The 14,372-nt window shown below is 66.3% G+C and carries 12 protein-coding genes; 10 read left to right on the top strand and 2 right to left on the bottom strand.

Annotated features, from left to right (window positions below; translation table 11 throughout):
• Nucleotides 1-6: 6 nt before the first annotated feature.
• Both V3B41_RS15605 and V3B41_RS15600 read left to right on the top strand, forming a co-directional pair.
• Entirely contained in the window at nt 7-1,356 is a 1,350-nt protein-coding gene (locus V3B41_RS15605; RefSeq protein WP_238378639.1) for a metallophosphoesterase family protein, read from the top strand.
• 10 nt (nt 1,357-1,366) lie between these two features.
• A complete protein-coding gene (locus V3B41_RS15600; protein ID WP_049427048.1) occupies nt 1,367-1,981 on the top strand; it encodes an inorganic diphosphatase in 615 nt (204 codons plus the stop codon).
• 19 nt (nt 1,982-2,000) lie between these two features.
• Here the strand turns inward: V3B41_RS15600 and V3B41_RS15595 are convergent, their stop codons facing one another.
• Nucleotides 2,001-2,585, bottom strand: coding sequence for an SMI1/KNR4 family protein (locus tag V3B41_RS15595; RefSeq protein ID WP_049427049.1), 585 nt, complete (start codon nt 2,583-2,585; stop codon nt 2,001-2,003).
• A gap of 109 nt (nt 2,586-2,694) precedes the next feature.
• Between V3B41_RS15595 and V3B41_RS15590 the strand changes: the two genes are divergently transcribed.
• Together V3B41_RS15590 and V3B41_RS15585 are read left to right on the top strand one after the other, a co-directional pair.
• The gene (locus tag V3B41_RS15590; protein ID WP_049427050.1) at nt 2,695-4,110 is read left to right on the top strand and encodes a deoxyribodipyrimidine photo-lyase; all 1,416 of its coding nucleotides are present in this window, start codon (nt 2,695-2,697) and stop codon (nt 4,108-4,110) included.
• Nucleotides 4,111-4,249: 139 nt separating this feature from the next.
• Nucleotides 4,250-4,945 (top strand): OmpA family lipoprotein, encoded by a 696-nt coding sequence (locus V3B41_RS15585; protein ID WP_010484399.1) that lies wholly within the window; start codon nt 4,250-4,252, stop codon nt 4,943-4,945.
• 382 nt (nt 4,946-5,327) lie between these two features.
• Here the strand turns inward: V3B41_RS15585 and V3B41_RS15580 are convergent, their stop codons facing one another.
• Nucleotides 5,328-6,359, bottom strand: coding sequence for a LysR family transcriptional regulator (locus V3B41_RS15580; protein WP_005409107.1), 1,032 nt, complete (start codon nt 6,357-6,359; stop codon nt 5,328-5,330).
• 147 nt (nt 6,360-6,506) lie between these two features.
• On the opposite strand from V3B41_RS15580, the gene V3B41_RS15575 reads away from it, so the two are divergent.
• The 6 genes from V3B41_RS15575 (at nt 6,507) to V3B41_RS15550 (ending at nt 14,331) form a co-directional block, all read left to right on the top strand.
• Nucleotides 6,507-6,734: a hypothetical protein gene (locus V3B41_RS15575; protein ID WP_049429140.1), complete on the top strand. Its 228-nt coding sequence runs from the start codon at nt 6,507-6,509 to the stop codon at nt 6,732-6,734.
• Nucleotides 6,731-7,501: an SDR family NAD(P)-dependent oxidoreductase gene (locus V3B41_RS15570; RefSeq protein WP_049429139.1), complete on the top strand. Its 771-nt coding sequence runs from the start codon at nt 6,731-6,733 to the stop codon at nt 7,499-7,501. The genes V3B41_RS15575 and V3B41_RS15570 overlap by 4 nt, the downstream gene beginning before the upstream one ends.
• A gap of 91 nt (nt 7,502-7,592) precedes the next feature.
• Nucleotides 7,593-8,816, top strand: a complete 1,224-nt coding sequence (locus tag V3B41_RS15565; protein WP_049429138.1) for an efflux RND transporter periplasmic adaptor subunit — start codon at nt 7,593-7,595, stop codon at nt 8,814-8,816.
• 127 nt (nt 8,817-8,943) lie between these two features.
• Nucleotides 8,944-12,114, top strand: coding sequence for a multidrug efflux RND transporter permease subunit (locus V3B41_RS15560; protein WP_197650910.1), 3,171 nt, complete (start codon nt 8,944-8,946; stop codon nt 12,112-12,114).
• Between the two features lie 64 nt (nt 12,115-12,178).
• Nucleotides 12,179-12,916, top strand: coding sequence for an SDR family oxidoreductase (locus V3B41_RS15555; protein ID WP_049429136.1), 738 nt, complete (start codon nt 12,179-12,181; stop codon nt 12,914-12,916).
• Nucleotides 12,910-14,331, top strand: a complete 1,422-nt coding sequence (locus V3B41_RS15550) for an efflux transporter outer membrane subunit (protein ID WP_049429135.1) — start codon at nt 12,910-12,912, stop codon at nt 14,329-14,331. The genes V3B41_RS15555 and V3B41_RS15550 overlap by 7 nt, the downstream gene beginning before the upstream one ends.
• The last annotated feature ends 41 nt before the right edge of the window (nt 14,332-14,372 follow it).

Genomic DNA, 14,372 nt, shown 5'->3' with positions numbered 1-14,372 from the left:
TGCGTGATGCGCACGCTGGTGTTTGGCCTGCTGTTGGCCGTGCCGTCGCTGTCGTTCGCGGCGGCTGAACCGAACACCCAGGTGCCGGCGGGCAGCCGCCATTACGCGGCAACCACGGTGCCTGACCGCATCGTGGCTTCGCCTGCAGCCGATCCCAGCCACGGTTTCGCCGTGGCCTGGCGCACCGACGGCAGTGTGCAGGCGCCGCTGCTGGAAATCGCCCTGGCCGGTGATTCACCCGCCATCGAGGGCATCCGCCAGATCCGTGCGACGACCCGCACACTGCAGACAGAAAACGGTGTATCGCACCATCATCGCGCCGACATCGATGGCCTGAAGCCGGATACGCAGTACGTCTACCGCGTGCAGGGCAATGGCAGCTGGAGCGCCTGGAACCAGCTGCGCACGCTGGCTGCGCCCGACCAGCCGCTGACCCTGCTGTACTTCGGCGATACCCAGAACAAGAACGTCAGCCATGTCAGCCGCCTGGTGCGCGCTGCGCAGAAGGCCGCACCCGGGGCACGCCTGAGCCTGTTCGCTGGCGATCTGGTCAGCGGCGGCGACAACATGGATGACAGCGAGTGGGGGGAGTGGTTTGCCGCCACCGGTTGGCTCGCGCAGGAAACGCTGGTGGCGCCGGCGATCGGCAACCACGAGTATTTCGAGGAGTTCGAGGACACCCCGCAGGAGCGCCGCGTGCTGGGCAGGCACTGGCCGGTGACGTTCGCGCTGCCGGGCAATGGTGCTGCCGCCGCACGGCAGACCAGCTACTGGTTCGATGCGCAGGGCGTGCGCGTGGCGGTGGTCGATGGCACTTCGGCACTCGACCTTGGCACGGCCAAGGCACAGGCGCAGTGGCTGGACAAGGTGCTGACCGGCAATCTGCAGCCGTGGACCCTCGTACTGCTGCACCAGCCGTTCTATTCGCCGCGCGAAGGCCGCGAGAACGCCGCGCTGCGCGACGTGCTGCTGCCGGTGGTACGCCGCCACAACGTCGATCTGGTGCTGCAGGGCCACGATCACACCTATGGTCGCCGTGGCGAAGGGCAGGCCGCGACGCCTCAGTACGTGGTGACTGTAGCCGGACCGAAGCAGTACCGCCTGTCCGATGAAGCGCGCAGGACGATGAACCCAGTGGCCGAAGACACCCAGTTGTTCCAGGTGTTGAACATCGACCCGCAGCGCTTGCGTTATGAAGCGCGCACCGTGACCGGCCGTCTCTACGATGCCTTCGAACTGCGCCGCGATGCCAAGGGGGGGAAACAGCGCATGGAGCTGACCGAAGGCCGCATCACGCCGCGTGACTGCCCGCGTGCGCAGACTGCCAAGGGCCGCGCTGATCGCTGCTGGGAATGAGGAGATCCAGATGAAAACCGTACGCCGTCTTGTCCCCATGGCTGCCATCGGCGGGGCCCTGCTCCTGCTCGCGACAGCGGTGACCGCTGCCGATACCGTGCTGCATCCGTTCCTGGTGGCCCAACCAAGGGAAGCCCCGCAGGAAGTGAATCTGGCGGTGGAGATTCCGGCCGGCAGCTTCACCAAGTACGAGATCAAGGAAGACGGCCTGGTGCATGTGGACCGCTTCCAGTCGATGCCGGTCGCCTATCCGGCCAACTACGGTTCGATGCCGCGCACGTTGGCTGGCGACAACGATCCGCTGGACGCGCTGGTGCTGACCCGTGAACCCCTGTACCCGGGCGTGATCGTGCGCTTCCGGCCGATCGGCTACCTGAAGATGATCGACGGCGGCGAGCACGACGAGAAGATCATCGGCGTGCCGACCGACAAGGTTGACCCGACCTACGCCAACATCCGCGACCTGGCCGATCTGCCGGAGATCGAACGACAGCGCATCGAAGCGTTCTTCCGGGTCTACAAGGACCTGCCGGCCGGGCGCAACCCGGTGCGGCTCAACGGTTGGGGCAACGCCGCCGAGGCGCGGGCACTGATCAGCGAGGCGATGCAGCGCTTCGAAAAGTAGATCCACGCCATGCGTGGATTCAGTCCAGCAACATCTCGATGAACGACTCGGCCTGCAGGCGGTGGCCCAGTACCCGGGCCACCGCCTGTACGGCTGCCTCCTGGTGTTCAGGACGGATGCCGCCATCGTCATCGTCGTTGTAGAGGTCATCGCCGGCACCGAGGTATACCGTGCCGGCCGCCGCCAGCACAGCCATCAGGGTCGGTACGTCGGCAGCGATCTCGCCGGCATCCCGCAGGCCGGCGCCGTGATGGCTGAACAGCACGTGGCCATCATCCAGGTCGAGGATGAACGGATCGGCACTGCGATCGGCAATCACCAGCCAGTTCGATGGCCAGTCTTGGATCGGCTCGCCGCTGATGCCGTGCCAGCGATAGCCGGCCTGGTGACTCCACAGGCGCTGCAGCGGCGGTATCCAGATATCGAGGCCCGGAAGGGTGATGCCGGCGTTGCCCACCTTCGCATTGATCTCATGACCCAGGGGTCCGACCTGCGCGTAGAAGCATGCCAATACAGGCGGTAGCGGGAAAGGTCCCTGCCAGTCACCCTCGTGCTGGGCCCGTAGCAGGCCGAAGCGGGCGAATGGGGCATGCAGATCATCCATGGCGGGGTCCAACGAGGAGCGGCCCGGCAGCCTAGCAGACGGCGTCTGCGTGCAACGCCTTCACCGTCGCTGGCTATCATGTCCGCCTTCCACAACGAAGGCGGTGTCTGTGTCGGTAGCGTTGGTATGGTTCCGCCGTGATCTGCGGCTGCAGGACAATCCGGCCCTGCAGGCCGCGCTGGATGCCGGTCACGACGTGGTGCCGGTCTACATCCATGCGCCGCACGAAGAAGGCGATTGGGCGCCGGGTGCCGCCTCCGATGCGTGGCGCCACCGATCACTGGCCGCGTTGGATGCGGACCTGCGCGCGCGGGGGTCCTCGCTGGTGCTGCGCAGCGGTGACAGCCTGCCGACGCTGCAGGCCCTGATCGAACAGAGCGACGCAGAAGCCGTGTACTGGAACCGCAAGTACGAGCCGGCCACGCAACCTCGTGATGCCACCATCAAGCGCACGCTGCGCGAGCAGGGCATCGATGCGCAGAGCTGTAATGGCAGCCTGCTGTTCGAGCCCTGGGACATCGCGACCCAGCAAGGGCAGCCGTACAAGGTATTCACCCCGTACTGGCGCAACGTGCTAAGCCATTGGCGGTTGCCAGCCTTGCAGGCTGCACCGGAGAAACTGCCGGCACATGAGGTCGACAGCCGCGCGCTGGACGCGCTGCAGCTGGCGCCAGCACTGGACTGGGATACCGGCTTCTGGGAGCACTGGCAGCCAGGCGAGGCAGGTGCGCTGGAAGCACTGTCCGTCTTTGAAGACGGTGCCCTGCGCGGGTACCGCCAGCAGCGCGACCTGCCGGACCGGGTCGGGACCTCGCGGCTGTCGCCGCACCTGCATTTCGGCGAAATCGCACCCTGGCGCATCGCCCACGCGCTGGAAGGGCTGCGCAGTGCCGGCACCGACGCCGACATCGATGGCTACCTGCGCCAGCTGGGCTGGCGCGACTTCGCCTACCACCTGCTGCATCACTTCCCGAAGACGCCCACCGACAACCTCAACCCGCGCTTCGATCGCTTCCCATGGGCAACGCCCAGTGACGCGCAGCTGCGCGATTGGCAGCGCGGCAACACCGGTGTGCCGATCGTCGATGCAGGCCTGCGCGAGCTGTGGCACACCGGCTACATGCACAACCGGGTGCGGATGATCGTCGCCAGCTACCTGTGCAAGCATCTGCGTGCGCACTGGCTGCATGGCGCGCGATGGTTCTGGGACACCCTGCTCGATGCCGACCTGGCCAACAACACGATGGGCTGGCAGTGGGTGGCGGGAACCGGTGCCGATGCCGCACCGTATTTCCGTGTGTTCAACCCCGTGACCCAGGCCGAGAAATTCGATCCGCAGGCTCGGTACATCAGCCGCTGGGTGCCCGAACTGGCCGCACTGCCGGTGAAGGCACGATTCGCGCCCTGGCAGCATCCGTTGCTGCTGGCGGCGCATGCACCGGGCTATCCACGCACGCCGCTGGTGGATCTGGCCGCGGGCCGCGACGCCGCGTTGGCGGCTTACCGCCAGTCGGGGGCAGGGTAAAGAGCGACCTGAGCGATCCGGTCAGTTAGCTGAACGTGGGCCTGTCGCGGTGCCCGATCATCATTCCGGCATCGCATCGGGCTGTTTATTCTCTTTGCGCCCGCAGGCCGCCGGCCGACCGGAAACCAAGGAGAATCTCATGATCCGCAACACCACCCGCAACGTCGCACTGGCCCTGATGAGTGCGGCCGTCCTGTCGGCCTGCGCCACCGGCGGCTCCTACGTACAGAGTGACCAGTACGGCAACCCGACCGAGCAGCAGAACCGCACCGGCCGCAACGCCCTGATCGGCACCGCCATTGGCGTGGCAGCCGGCCTGCTGACCGGCGACAGCGCCACCGAGCGTCGTCAGCATGCCCTGATCGGTGCCGGTATCGGTGCGCTCAGCGGCGCCGCCGTCGGCCAGTACCAGGATCGCCAGGAACGCGCGCTGCGCGAGCGCACCGCCAACACCGGCATCGATGTGCAGCGCCAGGGCGACAACATCATGCTGAACCTGCCGGACGGCATCACCTTCGACTTCGGCAAGTCGACCCTGAAGCCGCAGTTCTACGGGTCGCTCAACGGCGTGGCGGGCACCCTGCGCGATTACAACCAGACCATGATCGAAGTGGTCGGCCATACCGACAGCATCGGCAGCGACGCGGTCAACAACCGCCTGTCGAAGGAACGTGCCGACTCGGTCGCGCAGTACCTGATCGGCCAGGGCGTGCAGAGCGTGCGTATCGAAACGCTGGGCGCCGGCAAGTCGTACCCGATTGCCGACAACAGCACCGATGCGGGCCGTGCCAAGAACCGCCGTGTCGAAATTCGTGTGATTCCGCTCAAGCAGTAACGCGCAGCGTTACAGTTCCGGCGTAGCCGGAACGAAAATGCCGCCCTTGCAGGCGGCATTTTTGTAGGTGCCGAGCTTGCTCGGCACACCGATAGCGTTCCCGTTTGCGGCTTCTCCCTACGGCGCCGACCAAGGTCGGCATCTACCGGAAACCGGGCGCACCTGGAACGAAAATGCCGCCCTTGCAGGCGGCATTTTTGTAGGTGCCGAGCTTGCTCGGCACACCGATAGCGCCTGTAGAGCCGAGCCACGCTCGGCTACCTCTTCTGGTAGATGCCGACCTTGGTCGGCGCCGTTCGAAAAGCAGTCGAGCATGGCTCGACGCTACAGAAAGCGACATCGCGCGCCCGGGTAGATCCACGCCACGCGAGGATACCCTCGGTCATGCCGCCGAAGCGGCCACCTTCTCCAGGATCCGCTTGCCGCTGCTTTCCAGTGCAGCGTCTTCCTTTTCCTTCTGCTGCTGCGCCAGCTTCGCACCCGGGCACTGCGCCAGCATGTAATTGGCGTCGAAGTTGAGCTTCTCGACCAGGAAGTCGACGAACGCACGCACTTTTGGCGAGACCAGGCGGCCACCGGCGAACACGGCGTTGAAGTCCACTTCCGGACCGGTCCAGCCAGCGAGCACGCGGCGCACCATGCCCGATTCGACGAAGGGCTTGGCCATCACGTCGCCGGTCAGCAGCAGGCCTTCGCCACACACCAATGCCCCATTCAACGCAGACATGTCGTTGGCGGTCATCAGCGGGGTGACCGGGAAGTCGCGCAGTTCACCGCCGTTCTCGCCCAGCTGCCAGGTGAAGCGCGGCGAATTACCCGTGTGGTACGGCTTGCGCATGGCCAGGATGCGATGGAACTGCAGTTCTTCCGGGTGCAGCGGTTCGCCATAGCGCTCGATGTAGGCCGGGCTGGCGAACACCTGCGTACGCAGGCTACCCAGCTTGCGCGCGACCAGGTTGGAATCGGGCAGGGCCCCCACGCGCAGCGCAAGGTCCGCTTCACCTGCAATCAGGTCCAGCTTCTCGTTGCCCATGTGCATGTCCAGGCGGATCTCCGGGTACTGCGCATGGAACTGGCCCAGCAGCGGGGCGATCCAGGTGATGCCGATCGAATAGGGGACGGTGAAGCGCAGCCAGCCGCGCGGGCCGGACTGCAGCTGGCTCACCGCGCTCTCGGCTTCTTCCAGTTCGCGCGCGATGCGCTGGCAATGTTCGTGGTAGATCGAACCGGCTTCGGTCAGGCCGAGGCGGCGCGTGGTCCGGTGCAGCAGGCGCGCGCCCAGGCGCGTTTCCAGCTCCTGCACTTTGCGGCTGACCGTGGTCTTGGGCAGGCCGAGCGATTTGGCAGCGGCGATGAAGCTGCCTTGCTCGACCACTTTGACGAAGATCAGCGTCTCGTTGAGATCGTGGGACATGGTCGGGGATCCTGGACGTCGGGGATGGGACAATCGTGACAGAACGATTGGACCGGGAGCGGGATGATTATTCCCCTTAATCAGGACTAATCAAGTAAAGGTTTGAGGTCTATCGTGGCGCCATTCGTTAATTGGAGCCCGTCCGCCATGAGCCTGCGCAACATTCTTGCCCGACTCCGGAACGCCGGCCAGAACACCCTGGACCTGGCGATGACCGTCGAAGCCCGCCCGAGTTCCTTGGTACACAAGGACTTCCGTGAGTTTACCGCGCCCATGCGTCAGCAGCGTGGCGGCGCCCTCCGCCTGGTCCCTCACAAGGGTGACCGACTGCGTCGAATCGGGACTATCCCGGATATGGGAGGAAATGTCCCGTGAATGGGATGCTGACGCCCGAAGTCCTGGTCTTGGGCGGCACCGGTGCCGTCGGCCAGGGTGTGGTGGGCGCGCTGCTGGAGGCCGGCAGCCCGGTGTTGGTTGTCGGCCGCGATCCGGGCCGGCTGGCGGCGCTGCACGAGCAGTTCGCCGATGAGCCGGGCCTGGAGACGGTGCTGGGTTCGCTCAGCGACGACGGATCGGCGCGCGCGCTGGCCGAACGCATCGCGCAGCGCCCGCGCCCGTTGGCGGCAGTGATCGCCGCAATGGGTGGGCCATACCGCCGCGGTCGCGTGGTCGACCGCAACGGTGACGAACTGATGGGCGCGATGCAGGCCGATCTGATGCCGCACGTGCACGCGGTGCGTCACCTGCTGCCGCTGCTGCAGGACAACGTGCATGCACGGCGCTACGTGATGATCGGCAGCCCGGCCAACGCCAAACCGTGGGCGGGTTACGGCGAGACCTCGATCACCACCGCCGCGCTGCGCATGTACGCGCAGGTCGTGCACCAGGAGGCGCAGGCGCTGGGCGTGCGTGCGCAGATGCTGGAAGTCTGCAGCCCGGTCTGTACCCCGGCCAACGCGGCCAATGCCTGCATCGAGTGGCCCAGCTCGCTGCTGGTGGGTCGTCGCGTGGTCTCGCTGCTGGATGGTTGCCGCGACAACCGCGCCATCGTCCGCTGTGACAGCAGCGATGCCGAACTGCCGCGTGGCCTGCTGCACTTGGAAGTTCCCCCTTTGTGGCGCGATACCGCAGGCGTCGCTTGACCTCGACCATGGTTGAGGTCGCAGTATGCGGCGCCGATTTTTGCAACACGTTCTCATATAGCTGTACCACCCCTCCGTACGGATGCATGCCATGACTTCCCCCAATACCACCCCACATCGTTTCGGCCATCGCATCGCGATGGTCGGCGTGTCGATCCTCGCTGCGGCCGTGCTGGCGGCGTGCAGCGGCGGCCATGCCGAAGAAGCCGGTGCACCGCCTCCGCCGCAGGTCAGCGCAGCGCCGGTGCTGGTCAAGCAGGTCAGCCAGTGGGACGAATTCAGCGGCCGCGTCGAAGCGGTACAGAGCGTTGAACTGCGTCCGCGCGTGTCCGGCTACATCGACAAGGTCAACTACGTCGAAGGCCAGGAAGTGAAGAAGGGCGAAGTGCTCTTCACCATCGACGCGCGCAGCTACCAGGCCGAGTACGATCGCGCTGCCGCCGAACTGGCCCGCGCACGTACCCAGGCCACGCTGGCCCGCAGCGAGTCCGAGCGCGCCAAGCGCCTGTCCGAGCAGCAGGCGATCTCCACCGAGACCGCCGAGCAACGTCGTGCCGCCGCTGACCAGTCCGGTGCCGCCGTGCAGGCGGCGCAGGCCGCGCTGGATGCGGCCCGGCTCAATCTGGAGTTCACCAAGGTGCGCGCACCGATCGACGGCCGTGCCGGCCGCGCGATGGTCACCGCCGGCAACCTGGTCACCGCCGGCGACAGTGCCAGCGTGCTGACCACGCTGGTCTCGCTGGATACCGTGTTCGTCTACTTCGATGCCGACGAAAGCACCTTCCTGCGCTATGCCCAGATGGCACGCAAGGGCGAGCGCCCGAGCGAGCGTGACAGCGAGCTGCCGGTGAAGGTCGGCCTGTCCGGTGAGGAAGGTTACCCGCACTCGGGCAAGGTCGACTTCCTCGACAACCAGGTCGCCCGCAGCACCGGCACCATCCGCGTCCGCGCACTGCTGGACAACGCCGACCGCCAGTTCACCCCGGGCCTGTTCGCCCGCGTGCAGCTGCTCGGCAGCGGCCAGTTCCAGGCCCTGCTGATCGACGACAAGGCCGTGCTGACCGACCAGGACCGCAAGTATGTCTACGTGGTCGACAAGGATGGCAAGGCCCAGCGCCGCGACATCCAGCTCGGTCGCACCGCCGACGGCCTGCGCATTGTCGAACACGGCCTGGCCGCGGGCGACAAGGTGATCATCGACGGCGTGCAGAAGGTCTTCATGCCGGGCATGCCGGTGCAGGCCAAGGCGGTGGCGATGCAGCCACAGGCCGCGCCGGCACCGGGCCGCGATGCCACCGCCGCCCTGAAGCATTGACCCGCCGTCTCCTGATCCGCGTCCCCGCTTAGCTGCCGGCGCCAGCGGCAGCCTTCCCTGCCTTCGTCATCTCGGCGAGGGGCAGGGTGGCTGTTGCCCGCCGAATGCCTTTCCCAGGAATTCCTCCATGGACTTTTCCCGTTTCTTCATCGACAGGCCGATCTTCGCGGCGGTGCTGTCGATCGTGATCTTCGCCGCAGGCCTGATCACGATTCCAATCCTGCCGATCAGCGAGTACCCGGAAGTGGTGCCGCCGTCGGTGGTCGTGCGCACGGTCTATCCGGGCGCCAACCCCAAGGTCATTGCCGAGACCGTCGCCACGCCGCTTGAAGAAGCCATCAACGGCGTCGAAGGCATGATGTACCTGAAGTCGGTCGCCGGTTCCGACGGCGTGCTGCAGATGACCGTTACCTTCCGCCCGGGTACCGACCCGGACGCGGCGGCGGTGAAGGTGCAGAACCGTGTGGCGCAGGCGCAGGCGCGCCTGCCCGAGGACGTGCGCCGGCAGGGCGTGACCACGCAGAAGCAGTCGCCGACCTTCCTGATGGTGGTGCACCTGACCTCGCCGCAAGGCAAGTACGACACCCTGTACCTGCGCAACTACGCCCGCCTGCACGTCAAGGACGCGCTGGCGCGTATTCCGGGCGTCGGTGACGCGCAGATCTTCGGTGGTGGCGACTACGCCATGCGCGCCTGGCTGGATCCGGACAAGGTGGCTTCGCGTGGCCTGACCGCCAGCGACGTGGTGCGCGCCATGCGCGAGCAGAACGTGCAGGTGTCGGCCGGCCAGCTCGGCGCCGAACCGCTGCCGGACAGCAAGTTCCTGACCCTGATCAATGCCCAGGGCCGGCTGAAGACCGAAAAGGAATTCGGCGACATCGTGCTCAAGAGTGGCACCGATGGCGAGATCGTGCGCCTGTCCGACGTGGCCCGCCTGGAACTGGGTGCGGGTGACTACACCCTGCGCTCGCAGCTGGACGGCAAGAACGCGGTCGGTATCGGCATCTTCCAGTCGCCGGGTGCGAACGCGCTGGAAATCCGCGACCAGGTCATCTCGACGATGGACGAGATGCAGAAGACCATGCCGGCCGACGTGAAGTACGAAGCCGTGTATGACACCACCATTTTCGTGCGCGACTCGATCAAGGCCGTGGTCTCCACGCTGCTGGAAGCCATCGCGCTGGTGGTGCTGGTGGTGATCCTGTTCCTGCAGACCTGGCGCGCTTCGATCATCCCGCTCATCGCGGTGCCGGTGTCGGTGGTGGGTACCTTCGCCGCGTTGTACCTGCTGGGCTTCTCGATCAATACGCTGAGCCTGTTCGGCCTGGTGCTGGCGATCGGCATCGTGGTCGACGACGCGATCGTGGTGGTGGAGAACGTCGAACGCAACATCGAAGAAGGCCTGTCGCCCACCGCGGCGGCACACCAGGCCATGCGTGAAGTGTCCGGCCCGATCGTGGCGATCGCGCTGGTGCTGTGTGCCGTATTCGTGCCGATGGCGTTCCTGTCCGGTGTCACCGGCCAGTTCTACAAGCAGTTCGCGGTCACCATCGCCATCTCCACGGTGATCTCGGCGATCAACTCGCTGACCCTGTCGCCGGCGCTGGCCGCGCGCCTGCTGAAGGCCCACGGCGCACCGAAGGACGGCCCGAGCCGCCTGATCGACCGCCTGTTCGGCTGGGTGTTCCGTCCGTTCAACCGCTTCTTCAAGTCCAGCTCGGAGAAGTACGAACGTGGCGTGGCGCGCATCCTCGGCCGTCGCGGCGCGGTGTTCGTGGTCTACGCGGTCCTGCTGGTCGGTACCGGCGTGATCTTCAAGCTGGTGCCGCCGGGCTTCATCCCGACCCAGGACAAGCTGTACCTGATTGCCGGCGTGAAGCTGCCGGAAGGTTCGTCGATCGCGCGTACCGATGAAATGCTGCGCAAGGTCGCCAAGATCGCCCAGGAAACCGATGGCGTGGCCCACACCATCTCGTTCCCGGGTCTGAACGCGCTGCAGTTCACCAACACGCCGAACACCGGTGTGGCGTTCATTCCGCTCAAGCCGTTCGCCGAGCGTCATGGCCGTACCGCTGCGCAGATCAATGCCGAGATCAACCAGAAGATCGCCGGGCTGCAGGAAGGCTTCGCCTTCGCGATGATGCCGCCGCCGATCCTCGGCCTGGGTAACGGCAACGGCTACCAGATGTTCATCGAGGACCGTGGCAACCTGGGCTACGGCGCGCTGCAGAACGCCGTGCAGGCGATGCAGGGCACCGTGGCGCAGACGCCGGGCATGGCCTTCCCGATTTCCAGCTACCAGGCCAACGTGCCGCAGCTGGATGCCGAGGTGGACCGCGTGAAGGCGAAGGCACAGGGCGTGCAGCTCACCGAGCTGTTCGACACCCTGCAGACCTACCTGGGTTCGGCCTACGTCAACGACTTCAACCAGTTCGGCCGTACCTGGCAGGTGATCGCCCAGGCAGATGGCCCGTTCCGCGAGACGGTCGAGGACATCGGCAAGCTGCGTACCCGCAACGACCGCGGTGAAATGGTGCCGATCGGTTCGATGGTCACCATCAAGCAGACCTTCGGCCCGGACCCGGTGCTGCGCTTCAATGGCTACCCGGCAGCGGACCTGGCCGGTGAAGCCGACCCGCGCCTGCTGTCCTCGGCCGAAGCGATGAACAAGCTGACCGAGATTGCCGGCAAGGTGCTGCCGGTGGGCATGACCACTGAATGGACCGACCTGAGCTACCAGCAGGCCACCCAGGGCAAGGCCGCCTTCATCGTGTTCCCGGTGGCGATCATGCTGGCCTTCCTGGTGCTGGCCGCGCTGTACGAGAGCTGGTCGCTGCCGCTGGCGGTGATCCTGATCGTGCCGATGACCCTGCTGTCCGCGCTGTTCGGCGTCTGGCTCACCGGCGGTGACAACAACGTGTTCGTGCAGGTCGGCCTGGTGGTGCTGATGGGCCTGGCGTGCAAGAACGCGATCCTGATCGTCGAATTCGCCAGAGAGCTGGAGATGGGCGGCAAGGGCATCGTTGAAGCGGCGCTGGAAGCCTGCCGCCTGCGTCTGCGCCCGATCGTGATGACCTCCATCGCGTTCATCGCCGGCACCGTGCCGCTGGTGCTGTCGCACGGTGCAGGCGCCGAGGTGCGCTCGGTGACCGGTATCACCGTGTTCGCCGGCATGCTGGGCGTGACCCTGTTCGGCCTGTTCCTCACCCCGGTGTTCTACGTGGCCCTGCGCAAGTTCGTCACCCGCAATGGTGGTGGCCAGCTGGTGCAGCACGGCGAGCCGACCATCCACCACTGACATGGAACCCCGTCGCCGCCGGTCATTGGCCGGCGGCGGCTTTCCCCTCACAAGGCATGAATCCATGAACACCCATCAGAACAAGATCGCGCTGGTCACCGGCGCCACCCGTGGCATCGGCCTGGAAACCGTGCGCCAGCTCGCCCAGGCCGGTGTGCACACGCTGCTGGCAGGTCGCAAGCGCGACACGGCAGTTGAGCTGGCACTGCAGCTGCAGGCTGAAGGCCTGCCGGTCGAAGCCATCCAGCTGGACGTGACCGATGCAGCCAGCATCGCCGAAGCGGTCGAGCAGGTACGCCAGCGCCATGGCCGCCTCGACATCCTGGTCAACAACGCCGGCATCATGATCGAGAACCCGGCGCAGGCGCCGTCGGAGCAGTCGCTCGAGACCTGGAAGCGCACCTTCGACACCAACGTGTACGCGCTGGTGGCGGTCACCCAGGCCTTCCTGCCGCTGGTCAAGCAGGCCAAATCCGGCCGCATCGTCAACGTATCGAGCATGCTCGGCTCGCAGACCCTGCACGCCGACCCGGCGTCGGGCATCTACGATTTCAAGATCCCGGCCTACAACGCCTCCAAGGCAGCGGTGAACAGCTGGACCCTGAGCCTGGCCTACGAACTGCGCAATACCCCGATCAAGGTCAACACCGTGCATCCGGGTTACGTGAAGACCGACATGAACGGCGGCAACGGCGAAATCGAAATCAGCGAAGGCGCACGTTCCAGCGTGGAAATGGCGCTGATCGGTGAATCCGGCGCCAGCGGCAGCTTCACCTACCTGGGCGAGGTGCTGCCATGGTGATGCGCACGTTGGCGATGGCCGTCTCCAGCCTGGTGCTGGCAGGCTGTGTCAGCGTCGGCCCCAACTACAAGGCGCCGGTACAGGAGCCTGTGGTGCTGCAGGGTGCGCAGCAGCCGGTGTTCAGCACCACCTCGCCGGTTGCCAGCTGGTGGGCGCAGTTCGATGATCCGGTGCTGGAACAGCTGGTGCACGGTGCACTGTCGGACAACCTCGACCTGCGCGTGGCGGTGGCCCGCGTCGGCCAGGCCCGTGCGGTGTTCGTCGAAAGCCGTTTCGACCAGGCCCCGCACATCACCGCAGGCGGCAGCTACGACCGCCGCAAGCAACCCGATCCGCAGCTGGGTGGGCAGCGGGTGTTCAGTGAAAGCTACCAGCTCGGCTTCGACGCCGGCTGGGAGCTGGATCTGTTCGGCCGCAAGCGCCGTGCTGCAGAAGCCGCGCGCGCCGACCTCGACGCCGAGCAGGCCAACCTGGCCGATGCACAGGTGCTGGTCGCCGCCGAAGTGGCGCGCAACTACTTCGAGCTGCGTGGCACGCAGAAGCGCATCGCCGTGGCCCAGCACACCCTGGCCAACCTGCGCGATACGCAGAAGCTGACCGAGGCGCGCTGGGAGCTGGGCGCCGGCAGCGAGCTGGATGTGCAGAGCAGCCGTGCCCGCCTGAAGGCGATCGAGGCCGATATCCCGCTGCTGGAAGTGGCCGAGACGCAGTCGCGCAACCGGCTGGCGGTTCTGCTGGGCCAGCGTCCGGAAACGCTGACCGCCATGCTTGCGCCGCACGACGTGCCGGCATTTGCCAAGGCGCTGCCGCTGGGCGATACCCGCGAGCTGCTGCGCCAACGCGCCGACGTGCGCGTGGCCGAGCGTCGCCTGGCCGCCGCCACCGCGCGGGTGGGCGTGGCCACTGCGGACCTGTTCCCGCGGCTGTCGTTGTCCGGTTTCGTCGGCTTCCTCGGCGGCGACGCCAGTGGCCTGGTCAATGGCAACAACAAGGCCTGGTCGCTGACCCCGTCGCTGAGCTGGGCCGCGTTCGACTTCGGCACCGTGCGTGCACGCCTGCGTGCCAGCAAGGCTGAAGCCGAGGGTGTGGCTGCGCAGTATGAGCAGGCCGTGCTGTTGGCACTGGAAGACACCGAAAACGCGCTGACCCGCTATTCCAAGCAGCAGGCGCGGCTGGCGATCGTGGTCGAGCAGGCGCAGGCGGCACGACGTGCCGAATCGCTGGCGCAGATCCGCTATCGCGAGGGCTCGGAAGACTTCCTGACCCTGCTGGATGCGCAGCGCACGCAGTTGGCGGCGGATGATGCATTGGCGGCGGCCGAGGCCGAAGTCAACGTCAGCGTGGTTGGTGTGTACAAGGCGCTGGGCGGCTGGGGGCAATCGCCGCAGCAACCCAGCGTGGCGCAGCTGCAGTAGGCATGAGGGGACGGAAGCCGCGGCTTCCGTCCCTTTCTGCT

Source organism: Stenotrophomonas sp. SMYL89 (assembly GCF_036319985.1).
Classification (GTDB): Bacteria; Pseudomonadota; Gammaproteobacteria; order Xanthomonadales; family Xanthomonadaceae; genus Stenotrophomonas; species Stenotrophomonas maltophilia_Q.
This window is presented reverse-complemented; position numbering and strand designations above follow the sequence as displayed.

Bases quoted from the DNA above. Each gene is read 5' to 3' on its own strand.
- V3B41_RS15605 (WP_238378639.1), top strand. From the start codon at position 7: ATGCGCACGCTGGTGTTTGGCCTGCTGTTGGCCGTGCCGTCGCTGTCG.
- V3B41_RS15600 (WP_049427048.1), top strand. From the start codon at position 1,367: ATGAAAACCGTACGCCGTCTTGTCCCCATGGCTGCCATCGGCGGGGCC.
- V3B41_RS15595 (WP_049427049.1), bottom strand. From the start codon at position 2,585: ATGGATGATCTGCATGCCCCATTCGCCCGCTTCGGCCTGCTACGGGCC.
- V3B41_RS15585 (WP_010484399.1), top strand. From the start codon at position 4,250: ATGATCCGCAACACCACCCGCAACGTCGCACTGGCCCTGATGAGTGCG.
- V3B41_RS15580 (WP_005409107.1), bottom strand. From the start codon at position 6,359: ATGTCCCACGATCTCAACGAGACGCTGATCTTCGTCAAAGTGGTCGAG.
- V3B41_RS15575 (WP_049429140.1), top strand. From the start codon at position 6,507: ATGAGCCTGCGCAACATTCTTGCCCGACTCCGGAACGCCGGCCAGAAC.
- V3B41_RS15565 (WP_049429138.1), top strand. From the start codon at position 7,593: ATGACTTCCCCCAATACCACCCCACATCGTTTCGGCCATCGCATCGCG.
- V3B41_RS15560 (WP_197650910.1), top strand. From the start codon at position 8,944: ATGGACTTTTCCCGTTTCTTCATCGACAGGCCGATCTTCGCGGCGGTG.
- V3B41_RS15555 (WP_049429136.1), top strand. From the start codon at position 12,179: ATGAACACCCATCAGAACAAGATCGCGCTGGTCACCGGCGCCACCCGT.
- V3B41_RS15550 (WP_049429135.1), top strand. From the start codon at position 12,910: ATGGTGATGCGCACGTTGGCGATGGCCGTCTCCAGCCTGGTGCTGGCA.